The sequence below is a fragment of the Pseudoalteromonas spongiae UST010723-006 genome, from assembly GCF_000238255.3.
In the GTDB taxonomy this organism is placed as follows: Bacteria; Pseudomonadota; Gammaproteobacteria; order Enterobacterales; family Alteromonadaceae; genus Pseudoalteromonas; species Pseudoalteromonas spongiae.
The window spans coordinates 2567703-2580157 of record NZ_CP011039.1 but is presented as its reverse complement, the minus strand read 5'-3'; the positions used below and the strand labels follow the sequence as shown (position 1 = coordinate 2580157).

The window sequence follows — 12455 nt, the reverse complement described above, 5'->3', positions numbered from 1 at the left end:
AGTTGATTAGTACTCTTCTAAAAATTCAAATTCTTCTTGCCCAACTTGTTTGGGAATAGGTAATAGTGGTTTGGTTAGGGTTAATGTCAGTGTTTTTTTATCTGTGCTGAGCGAATGGCTTTCGGTTATTTGATGTGATGGTGTATCAAGTTGAGGATGCCAAACTGAAATATCATATTGGCCTGAGTTTTTTACTGTAAATACGGCGCTACCGTTTGTGTTTGTTTTAGTAAAATATGGTGTGTCGACAACCAATATGTAACCACTCATCCAATCATGAATGTTGCATCCCATTGCAACCTCTTCGGCTGCATTCATATCAGAGATATGCTTAGAATCACCCGCTTTTAACTTAAATTCAAATCGATTTTTACCTGACACAGAGTAAATATGATGGGTAATATCATCCTTATTTGAGAAAACAACATTTTGCCCTTTTTGCATCACGGTAATATATGGCGTAAATTTTTTACCTTGTTGATCAATGACCAATTTCTGGTTGTTACTTGGTAAATCGGCGACCCCAGCTTTTGGTGTTACAAACACGACGACTTTATTTACAGCGTTATTATTTTTATCAACGACGTTCACCGTGAGCTCGAGTGCATTAGCTTCACTAAATGTAGTAACCGCTGATATTAAAAGTAATAAGTACCTCAAAAGATTTTCCCCATGCAATGCCAAGCTCATTTCAAATTAATTGTTAATGTTGAAAAGTGATTTTATGAGCTAAAAGTAAGTTTAGACCCGTTTATAGCTAGAGCGAGGTTTTAAGGAAAAAATTGCAAGATTTATTAATAATATAAAAAAAGCCAATCGGTGTTCGATTGGCTTTTTCGATATAGTAGATGTAAAAAGAGTTTATTCGATGTTTTGGAACTCAACGAAGAACAATATCCAGAGCGCCTCTGCAGCCCAATAAAATCAAGCCTTTTAGCAATGTCGTCCTGGCAAGATTAACACTGAACTACCACTTGCGCTACCATTTTTGGTTTTGAGTTATAGAAACTTATTTTTCCCTTTTCTTGTTAACGTAGGTACTTTAATTATTGGTCCGACTCTCTGGTTTGTAGATTACAAAATAGATCAATACCTAGACGTTTATACTAATTATTTTTGACATCTGTTTGTTAGTATAGATAAAAATTTTCAAAGCTAAGTGAAATTTACACAATACGCTGTTTTCGAAGTAGGAAAAGTCTCATCACTAGTTCGGCTAATTCATCTTCGCCATGTTATCTGAACCTATAATGGAAAATTACTGCGTCATAGAATCAACAAAGTGCATACAATAAAGATGAAATTAATAGCAATTAATTGAAATGTAATGTAAAAATAGTGGCTAAAGGATGGAACACTTTTGAATGCAAATTAACAGCATTGTAATTATTAGGAGATATAGAATTGTCAAGAGCCGTAGTCGTTTTTAGTGGTGGACAAGATTCTACAACATGCCTTGTTCAAGCATTGGATTTATATGATGAAGTTCATGCTATTACATTTGATTATGGGCAGCGACATAAGCGAGAAATTGAAGTAGCCAAGGCATTAGCGGCTAAATTGAATGTTACTAGCCATAAAGTCCTAGATGTAACAATGTTTAACGAGCTAGCTGTTTCAGCATTAACTAAAGAAGATATCTCTGTTTCTCATGAACTTATGGAAAATGGGTTACCAAATACGTTTGTTCCGGGTCGCAATATTTTGTTCTTAACTCTTGCTGGTGTATACGCATATCAAGTAGAAGCCGACATTGTCATTACCGGCGTATGTGAGACTGATTTTTCTGGCTATCCTGATTGCCGAGATGAGTTTGTTAAGTTAATGCAAGAAACATTGTGTAAAGGGTTGGATAGAAAGATTGTTATATCTACCCCGTTAATGTGGTTAAACAAGGCTGAAACATGGGGTCTTGCCGATAAATACCAGAGTGTAGAGTTGATCCGTAATGAAACATTAACTTGTTACAATGGCGTTATAGGCGACGGATGTGGTGATTGTCCTTCTTGCCTACTTAGGAAGCGTGGTTTAGAAGAGTATTTGAACAGTAAAGGTTCAACTTCGAAATGATAGTTATAGGCTCTTTAGTAACTGCTTCCTATGTTTTTAAAGGTATGGGTAAAGTTAAATCTATCGATTATGATTTAAAGACTGCGTCTATAGGCTTTTTTTCTTCTCCTCTGACCCCTTACGCAAATGTTATGGAAGTAGCTTTATGTGATCTTGAGGTAGTTACATCTTTGGGAGTCAGAGCTGAGGTATTCGTTCAGTTTCCCAATTCACAAACATGGAAAATGGGTCACTATGATGGTGAAAGACCTGGCAATCAAGCGCTGGTTACTTTCTCTAGTAGTATGCGTGATGTTTTTGATTTTACTGAGTTGTTTGTCCCTAATGCTCATCCAGAAAGTGAATACAATCCCTATGAATATCTAAAAGGACGAGCGACGTCATCTCCTTATATTTGCGGGGCGTTGTCTGCATTCTACCAAGCCTACTATGAACAAAGACGGGCTTGTCGTTCCATCTCTTCATTGATTTCAAGTTCCGTAGAGCTAGAAAAGCACCAACTCGCTGTTGTCTACGAAGTACTCAAAGACACAGAAAAAAAATACTTGTTATGTGATGAGGTCGGTTTAGGTAAAACAATAGAGGCCGGTTTTATCATTCGCCAGCATGTCCTTGAGTGTGGGCATGACAGTCGAGTGTTGGTTTTGGTACCAGGCCCCTTAGTTGGGCAATGGCAATCTGAGTTATCAACGCGATTTCATCTTGGCGACCTGCTGAATACTGAATCTGAAGACGAAGAGCCTAAAATCCAAATTTGCTCTTTTGCCGAAGCGCTTATGTATTCTGATGTCCCCTCCATGGTCGTTGTGGATGAAGCACACCAGCTCTCAAGTTTCCCTTTTAGCGGAAAGTTCAAGGAGGAAGCGCTGTTTGATGCTATTGCCGATCTTTCCCACCAAGCGGATATCACCTTGTTATTGACGGGAACGCCAATGGCAGGGCATAGATCGGCATATTTTGCTCTTCTGCATTTACTGAATAGCCAGCATTTTCCGCTCAACAACCAAGCCATTGAAACATTTAATAAAACGTTACCGCAGCAGGGACGTCTTAGAGAAATATATCGCCTTTTCAAGGCGGAGAACGATGATGGTTTAATTGATGCTGCGCTAGATGATCTCGAAAGTTTAAATTTGCAAGACGATGAGTTACAGCAACTGATTGAGCTCTTGAGACCGTTGGTGGATATGTTCGCAGATAGCATAGACTTAGTTGCTCGTGATCAATCAGTCAAAGCGCTTTCCGAACATATCGGGCGAAAGTATCTCTACGATTACAGAATGTTGCGAAATTCACGTGCAACAGGCTTCGAGACGGCGCAACACAGCGAGATTGAAGCCCTTTTTCCTGGCTTGAATCCTGCTGAGTTGATTCATTGGCGCGCACCAGAAGAAGGCGCTTATCTGGATGAACATTTTGAGCAATACCGCAGTGAAGCTGTTTTTGATCAAGCGTCATTTCTCGCATTACCCGTCTCTGATTTTAAGCAATGGTCAGAGGCACTGCTGACAAGCCCATTGTGTTTCGCGAGCAAAATTAAGACGTATTTGGCAGACAATACGCTATCAGAGATAGAGATTGAGCATTGGCAGCACATGTTGGCACAGACCAACGATGAGCAAATCCAAAAAAATGCTTCACTGAGCGAAGCTGTGGGTGGATGGCTGACAGCGAATGAAAACGGCAAAGCGGTTATTTTCTGTGGCGAAAAGCAGACAGCGGACAACGTATGCGAGTATTTATCTGCGCAACTAAATGTAGGTGTAGAACGGCATAATGACAAAGATGTGATTGCATTCAACTCAGATGATGAAATACGCGTCTTGGTGTGTGACGAAAAAGGGGAAGATGGCTTAAACCTGCAAGGTAAAAAGCGTCTGTCGGTTCATTACAGCATGCCTATTTTGCTTAGCCGATTAGAGCAGCGAAATGGTCGTTTGAATCGTTATAGTGCTTTATCAACTGGTGTTAGCCCTATTGATACATTTATTCTGGCACCGGCGCGAGACACTTTTTACAGCAAGTGGATTGAAGTATTGAAAGAGGGGGTAGGCTGTTTCGAGTACTATCGCGCCAACATTCAAGATGAGATAGACCTGAAACTTGAGCAACAGATCTGGCCAGATATTCGTAGTAACGGCTACGCAGCTTTAGAGTCTGCGATTGGTGACTTGCAAAAGTGCACAAAAGATATCTATCGAAGCAGAGAAATCATTGCGAAATTGGCGACCATTGATCTGGATGCTGAAAAAGCCGAAAAGGTTTTAGCCCAGATGCGTCAATCTGACGAAGTATTTGAAGAGTCTGGCGCGATAAGTCATTGGATTACAGAAGGTGTTCTCTTTGATAGAAAAAAAGAAGGGGAAGACCTATACCGTTTTCGCTTTCAGTCAGGAAGAACAAAATTAAGCTCTTCAACCTTGCTAAGTAAATGTATTGTCGGCATCGATATTGAGTCTTCGTCCTACATAGCACCAGTAACCCGCGTACTATCGTTTTCGAGGAGACGTTGTGTTGAAAATGGAAGTTACCCTCTAAGGTATGGTCAACCATTTGTAGACGCTATAGCGGATGTTTCCAAATCATCTCCATTTGGAAACAGCAGTGCAATAATCCGTCAGATTGGGGGGAACATCGAGCCGAAATTGTTTTTTATCCCTCAATGGTTAGTTGAAGCAGAAAGTTCATCGAAATCAGAGCAGATTGCAATGGACTCTGTGGCGCCTCCTACCGTCATTTCTGCGGTGTATACAGAAACTGCTCAGCAAGAATCAACACCTATCATCAATACATTGATTGCAGCACCATATAGCAAAGGCGGCACACGCGTATATCATGGTGACCAACTTATTGATTATAAAGATGAAAATATCACGATTGCTGGGGGGCAGGAACTTGTTGATATTTGGGCGTTAGTTGAAGGGAAAATTGATAGAACACGTTTTGTTTCTGCGCTGGATTCGGTTTATGAAGCGAGTAAATCAGACGCTATACGGTCGTTTTATGACGGCGCGGAATCGGTTGGGGATATCACCGCAAAAGCCACGCTTTTAACCCTCAAGTATGTACTCCTGTTTGGGGGGGGGTCGTAATGCGCTTTTGGGACTTTTACCCATTAGAAAAGAAATCGGAACTTCTTAGTAATATTGCCGTGTTTAACGAGACGCAGTTTAAGAGTCGACTAGTGCAAGCTTTAGAATCTTCTAATTTGAGTCTCAATGAGTTTTGGTATCTGGTTAAAGATCTGCTCGCGGGTGATAACAAGGGTAACGAATCCAGCCTTTTTTTTGGGATCAGACCGACCTTAGAGCAGATTAAGACCGCTTCGAAATGTGGGTTGGAGTTTGATGCGGCATCGATGTCAGTAGTTTTGAATCAAAAGGCGTTATCAGATTATATAAAGCCCGTTTATGCGCTAAAGAGGAAGCGTTATTCCGAAGAGCCTAAGCATGATCCGATCCTGAAAAACCTAAATTTGCCGTATTCGACTTATACCAGTCAGGCTCAGCAGGAAGCGGTGAGAACAGCACTTTCTTCAGAGATTGATACGACAGTTATCGTTAATCTACCCACAGGGTGTGGAAAAACCCTAGTGACAGAGGCGTTGACGGCATTTTCCAAAACGGATGAGTTAAACATCGTTGTTGTGCCAACGACGGCGCTTGCGTTAGATCAGGCTCGGAGAATGAAAACCTTTGTTCAAAATATGGGTTTTCCTGCTGCGCCAGAATATGCCTGGCGGGGCGATCTTAGACCGGAAGTAAAAGCGCGTATCAAAGCGGACATTTTGTCAGGCCAACAATGGGTATTGTTTGTCTCACCTGAGTCTTTGGTAGGCGGTCTTCTACCAACACTGTTTAAAGTGGCAAAATCGCAAAAGCTGAAGAATGTGGTTTTTGATGAAGCCCACCTAATTGATACGTGGGGAGAGTCATTCCGCCCTGAATTTCAAAAAGTCGGTGCATTATTGAGTACGTTAAGGCAAATGGGCGGGGTGTTTAGGACTGTTTTTCTTTCCGCGACCTTCTCTGAACAAACATTAACGACTATCACTACACTTTTTGGTCAACCCCAAAAGCCTCCCGTTTTAGTTAATGGTGCATTTTTACGCCCAGAACCGATTACACGAAAGACAAAAGTACCTGAGGGCACCTATTTTGACGAAATTATCGGCAAAGTACTATCTAGCCCTAAACCGCTGATCGTATATGGCGCGACAAAATCAGACTGTACAGACCTTTACAATCGTTTATCTGAACTAGACATTGCGCGAATACGCTTATTTACCGGTGACACGGGTGATGACGAAAGAAATCGCGTCATTCGTGATTGGAGTGAAAATGGTGTCGATATTATTGTAGCGACATCAGCATTCGGCGTTGGTATGGATAAAAGTGATGTACGCACGGTTATCCATGCGGGTATTAGCGAGAACATTGATGCCTTTTATCAAGAAATTGGCCGAAGCGGACGTGATGGTAAAGCGGCATATTGTGAAGTGATTTACCATGCAAATCAGTTGAATCGTAGAAACCAAAATAAAAAAATTAGCACGGAATTGGGTCATGCTCGCTGGCAGGCAATGTGGAAGAGCAAAACAGAGGTGTCTGAAAACATCTACCAGATCCGTGTGACAGCGCAGGCTAGTCATATCGAACGCTACACTGAAGCGAATGAGAATTGGAACTGGAAAACACTGCTAATGATGCAGCGCGCAGGTTTGATACGCCTCTCCTATCCTGATGTATCTGGTCTACCGAGCGAACATGAAGATCAACCCGAATTTTGGAAAGATTTCTCCAGCAAAGTTTTGGTCGAAATCAGGCATGATCGGCATGTGGTTGAGGATACTTGGGACAGCATTGTTGGCCCTCATCGTAAGCGAGAAATTCAAATAGAACGCCAGCGATTCAAAGATCTACTGGAATGGCTAAATGACCAAACCCAACTTTGCGATGTATTGCAAAAAAGCTACCAATTAGACGGGTACATGCCGGATAAGGTATGTGGGGCCTGTGATGTGGTTAATAATACTCCCGAGCGACTTTCTCTCGTAGGTCAGAGTGTCCGTGTAACAAAGCCATTTGAAGATTTCCCTGAAAATAGCTTGTTTTATTTTGAATATTCACCTTACACACTAGAAAGTATTGTTAAAGCATTCAGGCAAGCGCTGATTGATGGCAAAGTTTCTATGCTCGTGTGTTCAGAACAGTTCCTGAAAAACGCTGAGCCTTATTTAAAACAACTCAAATATCTTGTTTGGTTTTATGCCCCGCTTTCAGACTATTTAAAAGACAAATGCGCGCTTCACGATTACCCGAAGTTTATCATTCAAGACGATGTTAGCGGCCCAGCAGCACCAAAGTTACCGGATGAGTGGTTAGAAAAGCACTCGAATATTTTTGTCGCGAATGCGCAACTTAATGACCCTGATCATCCTTATCGTAAATGGTGGGAGTCGGACAACTCCATACAACCATTGGCCAACATAGTGAGTTCATAATTATGGCAATCATAAATAATGCAAACCGAGGCAGCCATATCCCGACTCTGCTGCTCATAGATGAATTGCTGGCGAAATACAGCACCAAAAATCTGGGTAAATACTTTCCGCGTTCTCAATTGTTAGGGGCTGCAATGCCAGAGTCTCTCTATTTGAGAAAAGAGAAAAATGAAGCGGGTACCTACAGCATAAACACCAACGCAAAAGATAAAATGACGGAGTCGCTAGACTTTTGGTCTGAATACGGCTTGTGGGATTCGACAACTATTGAGAATGGCGAAAAAGGTTACCAATGCAATGATCTTTCGGCGACGCATCGGAATTTACCGAAACGAGTTTTGGATGTGATCTCTCGGCATTACTACCCTGATGGAAACCTGCACATTACGCTGGAAGAATTCCGAAATAATGCTGAACTATCGCGGGATTTCAGTACCTTTGTTTTTGCAATGTGCTTTTTTCTGCATCAGGAAGAATCTAACTTTCAAAGCCAGAATTTTCTTACCCAAAGTAAAGCCCGTGAAATGATGTCGGGTGCCGTTCAAAGTGGCGACGTGAGAATTACTTTCAACAAGTCAGAAGAAGCCGGTGTTATGGATTATGGCCACCTTCTCGGCTTTTTGGAGGTCGTAGGAAAAGATACATATATTGTTGACCCAACACGATTCGTGATGTGGTACTTGAATGACATTTTTAAAGGCCAGTCGGCCTTGTCAATTCAGGAGTTTCTGGACAAGTTAAACCGCATACTTCCAATCTTTGATACTGGGCCTTATCAAGAAGCGCTACCTAACTATTTGAACACAAAGCGACCTTCTATGAACTTTAACGATGGTAATGTGCTAATGTCATCTGCGTTGAGCTTAGCCTTGTTCCGGCTTGAAAATATGAAACTGCTTCGGCTGGAAGTGCGCTCAGACAGTACGGTGCGCTTTGATTTAAATCTACCTACATCTGCGGTAAAGCAAGTGACACACATTCAATTTGTTGGTGAGGTGGCGTAATGAGTCTTCAATCTTACTGGCCAACCGAAGCCAACGTTCATAATTGTATTCAAAGTGAAGCAGAGCGATTAAGCGATAAACTTCTGGTTGCTGTTCACCATCCGACAAAATTGATTTCAACCGATTATGGCACCCAGACGCCTGAAGTGAGAACCCAGCAAGACCTGTTAGAGAGATTGCTTCACACGAACGACATCATCCCGTTGTTGGGGGAGTCGGGCAGCGGAAAGTCGCACCTTATTCGTTGGCTTCATGCCGTTGCGAATACGCATCCGAAGGCCATTGAAGAAAACTGGCACATTATTCGTATTCCCAAAAATGCCAGCCTTTCGCAAGTGCTAAATATCATGCTTAAGGGGCTAGATGGCGAGGTTTTCGAGCAAGCCCGCGAGCGTATTGGTCAGGTGAGTAATTCACTAAGCGAGGAAACGACCCGAGACTTACTGTTTACGCACATCAATGAGGCGTTAAAAGCTCAACCAGGACAGCTTAAAAATGAAGGGCGTTCCCTTCAGGCAGAAGGGAAGCTAACGGCTGAAAAGAAAGCCGAAATCCGGGATCAAATTAATTTTGCCACGCAACTCGATCATTTTTTCGCTGACCCACATATTAAGGCGAAATTCTCAGGACCAAAATCGGTTATCAATAACCGAGTTTCGCGATTAATCGAAAGTAAGAGTTATGCAGATCTGCTTGATGAACATTTTGACTTGTCTGAAAACGACTTTTTGTTTTCTTCCAGTGAAGAAGTTTCTGTTCATCTTGGTAGCCAGGCGAAAAATGCATACGCAAACCTGCAGTTAGAGTCTGATGAGTCTAAACGCAAAATGGCAGCGGTTGTTACCAACCAAGCGATTGAACGGGCATGTAAGCTTATGTTTAACCGCTTGTTCCAGTTTAGTACCGGTAACTTCCAGGATTTGTTTAAAGAAATCCGTAAGTACCTCTTGGCTGAAAATAAAACACTGGTTGTGCTGGTGGAAGATCTGGCTGCGATTTCCGCAATTGATGACGTTTTGATTGAAAGTTTGTTGGAACAAGATCAGAACGACGGCGTACAGGTTTTGTGTAAGATGAAATCTGTCATTGCTGCGACAGATGGTCTGGAAAGCTATCAAAGCCATAGAAGTACCATTTGGACACGCGGAACCTATGAATGGCGTTTGCCGTCAGATAATGATATTCGGCAGTTTCCTGAGTTGGCTTTTACCGGTGACGATGTTCTGGATTTTTGCGCAAGATATATCAACGCAGCCCGTCATGGCTTAGAAGGTATTGCGAAGTTTGCAGATGAAACGAAAGTCAGTGAAGGTATCCCTGCTTGGAACCAAGAACTAAGCGACGCTGATGGCAAAATACTTAAAGATTTTGGTTGCTCTCCAAGTGGTATTTCGCTGTTTCCTTACAATAGACAGGCTATTTTAAAACTGGCTCAAAAGCATGTGTTTAGTGGTGGTCGTCCCCGCTTCAATCCACGCGTCGCGATTCAACATGTGTTGTTGGCCATACTTCGTGATCACAACAAGAGTTTCCAAGAAGGACGCTATCCGAGTGCTTGGTTCGAAGGCCAGCTAAATGAATTTCGTCATGACGAAACAGCGCAGCAAATCTTACTCAACGTTTCTAATCCCGAGATGGCGAAGCGACTTGTCGGCTTTATGTCCTTGTATACGGATGCGGATACCGTCAAGGATAACCTTGCGCAGGTAAGTAAAGGGCAAGCGCAAATATTTGGTCTAGATGCATCAATGTTCGAAGAAGATGCTACCGTGGAGTCTACTGGGAAAATTACGGTCGTCGAAACACCCCCAACGCCTGTTCCATCTAGAAAGGAAATACCGACACCAACCAAAAAAACGGAACCCAAGCAGACCCCTGCGCAAGATCCCTTGAAGAGAAAAGTGGAAGAGTGGTTTGCGGGTACAGCGCAGTTAGATCAGGGGTTGAGTAATCAGTTGCGACAAGGCCTGTACCAAATGCTGGAACAGCATAAAGCTTTCGCAGACTACTCCGTTGATAAGTCGAAAAAATGGGGGGCACAAGAGAATAAAAGCTTGCTTGAATTCGCTCTAAAAGAGCGCTCGATTATCAATATTGGTGTTCCGGGTTCGGCGACGAACAACTCCAACAAGAAGGTAGTGAATGCTTTTGCAGATAAAGAGTTATCAGACGCATTAGAGTCAATGGAGTTGAAAAGGCAAATGTTGGCCATTTTGCGCTTTGCAGAAAATAATCCGACGGAAAAATCCAAAGCAGGTCAAGCAAAAGGGTGGGGCTACCCAGAAGGTTTTGATGATTACATTCATTACCAAGAGTTTGCGCGGAAATGGGTGCCAGCGGCGATGCAAACTTGCCTGAAAGTCGCTAAACAATCGGGTGTCGGGTCTTTGGCGCAACAAATTGCGTTAGCAAAAAATCTTGGCGTTGATTTATCGGCTAAATCTCAAAGGCTCAGTAACCTTGTACTTAGTTCAGAGCATATCAGGGATAAACTTGCCGATCCGATAAACGATAGACACAAAGACGTGCTGAACAGATGGCTTGAAGGTTGGGACAGCAACCGTGCCAAGTGGTTACGTACTGTCTCTGTGGGCGCGAATAATGCGATCCACCCAATTGATTTCCAAGGTACCTTTAAGCAGGTGAGTGAAGTACCAAGTAGCACTTCCGACTTGCTGCCTATTGTTCGAGAGTTAAAAACCGAGGCGCAACTGTTTGCTGAGTATCTGGATGGAACAGAGACCAAAGCACAGTTAACAGAACTGTTGGAGTCGTTAGATCTGATTTACAAACAGATCCCGGACGAGATGAGACCTAATTACCATGTTCAGCTTAAAACAGTGCGTAGCAAGGTGAAGGAGTTACAAAAAATCGTAACTTCGGATACCCCTAAATCAGTGTTAGGGCTTAAAGAGAGTAATGACCCATTGAAGTTACTGCACAAGATAAGTGGACAAGAGCTGAAAAAGTGGAAAGAGGTGCTCGAAGACTGGAAAGCCATCTTCCCTCAAGTTATTAGGATGATTCAGAAGTTTAATCACGAAAATGGTTCAAACAAGGTGGAACACTATAAGCAGGCGATCAATGACCGCTTGATGGTGCTAGAAGCAAGCCTTGCGGTATTAGGAGGTCAGAATGAGTCTTAAAGACCAACTTGCACAACTGCAGCAAGAGATTGTTTATTATAGAGATGCGGCCAGTCTGGAAGAAATAAAAGACTCGATGAAGACAATTTCAGAGCGAATAGATGGTGCAGCCAGAGGTGTAGAAGGCGAAGCCAGAAAAAATGAGTGCCTGAAAAATATCGAAGACGTTGATCTGTTTGTTGAAGGTGGAGTGGAAGCCTTGCAACAAGCGACAGAGAATCTGGAGGCCTTTAAATCGCTTTGGGCGGATGTTGAACACGAAAGTATATCGGATGAGAAAAACACACTCTATTTGTTAACCGATGCACTCAAGCAAACAGCGAAATTGTATTCGGAAACTCACCAACAATTATGGCGTGATTGGTCTGAAGAGCAAAAAAGCCTAGCACAGGTAGATCAGTTCATTCTGGAACAGCAGAAAAAAGTGCATGGCAATGCAGAACTCTATGACCGATATGTCAAGGCGAAAAAAGACTTTGATGAGCAAGTTAATGGTTTTAACTTTGACAATGTCAGGTTACAGCGTATTCAGCAGCTCGCACAAAAGTGTGCTGAACTAAAAGGCGAAATGAACACCGAAGATCTCCCTGAAGGTGTAAAGAAGCTTTTCGACGAGTTGAACCGCATCGGTGGTGTTGCGCTTGTTTCAATGCTGACACCGGAAGTCATGCAATGGCTAGAAGATAATAATAAATTGAATAGCTTAGTGATTAAGCAACGTTAGTGAGTGAC

General features: G+C 42.5%; 7 protein-coding genes. 6 read left to right on the top strand and 1 reads right to left on the bottom strand.

The window, feature by feature from the left end; all coding sequences use genetic code 11:
• Nucleotides 1-6 precede the first annotated feature (6 nt).
• On the bottom strand, nt 7-660 hold the full coding sequence (locus PSPO_RS11940) for a cupredoxin domain-containing protein (protein WP_010562011.1): 654 nt from the start codon (nt 658-660) through the stop codon (nt 7-9).
• A gap of 744 nt (nt 661-1404) precedes the next feature.
• Between PSPO_RS11940 and queC the strand changes: the two genes are divergently transcribed.
• From queC to dpdI, 6 genes are read left to right on the top strand one after another with little or no spacing between them, the layout of a single operon-like run.
• On the top strand, nt 1405-2070 hold the full coding sequence (gene queC / locus PSPO_RS11935) for a 7-cyano-7-deazaguanine synthase QueC (protein ID WP_010562010.1): 666 nt from the start codon (nt 1405-1407) through the stop codon (nt 2068-2070).
• Complete coding sequence (gene dpdE / locus PSPO_RS11930; protein WP_010562009.1) at nt 2067-5162, top strand: protein DpdE; 3096 nt, start codon at nt 2067-2069, stop codon at nt 5160-5162. Before queC ends, dpdE begins: the two co-directional genes overlap by 4 nt.
• Complete coding sequence (dpdF, locus tag PSPO_RS11925; protein ID WP_010562008.1) at nt 5162-7573, top strand: protein DpdF; 2412 nt, start codon at nt 5162-5164, stop codon at nt 7571-7573. Before dpdE ends, dpdF begins: the two co-directional genes overlap by 1 nt.
• Before the next feature lie 2 nt (nt 7574-7575).
• Nucleotides 7576-8577, top strand: a complete 1002-nt coding sequence (gene dpdG, locus PSPO_RS11920) for a protein DpdG (RefSeq protein WP_010562007.1) — start codon at nt 7576-7578, stop codon at nt 8575-8577.
• The gene (dpdH, locus tag PSPO_RS11915; RefSeq protein ID WP_010562006.1) at nt 8577-11723 is read left to right on the top strand and encodes a protein DpdH; all 3147 of its coding nucleotides are present in this window, start codon (nt 8577-8579) and stop codon (nt 11721-11723) included. Before dpdG ends, dpdH begins: the two co-directional genes overlap by 1 nt.
• Nucleotides 11713-12447: a protein DpdI gene (dpdI, locus tag PSPO_RS11910; protein ID WP_010562005.1), complete on the top strand. Its 735-nt coding sequence runs from the start codon at nt 11713-11715 to the stop codon at nt 12445-12447. Before dpdH ends, dpdI begins: the two co-directional genes overlap by 11 nt.
• Nucleotides 12448-12455 lie beyond the last annotated feature (8 nt).

Coding starts and splice junctions, on each gene's coding strand:
- dpdF (WP_010562008.1), top strand. CDS start 5,162: ATGCGCTTTTGGGACTTTTACCCATTAGAAAAGAAATCGGAACTTCTT.
- dpdI (WP_010562005.1), top strand. CDS start 11,713: ATGAGTCTTAAAGACCAACTTGCACAACTGCAGCAAGAGATTGTTTAT.
- dpdH (WP_010562006.1), top strand. CDS start 8,577: ATGAGTCTTCAATCTTACTGGCCAACCGAAGCCAACGTTCATAATTGT.
- dpdG (WP_010562007.1), top strand. CDS start 7,576: ATGGCAATCATAAATAATGCAAACCGAGGCAGCCATATCCCGACTCTG.
- dpdE (WP_010562009.1), top strand. CDS start 2,067: ATGATAGTTATAGGCTCTTTAGTAACTGCTTCCTATGTTTTTAAAGGT.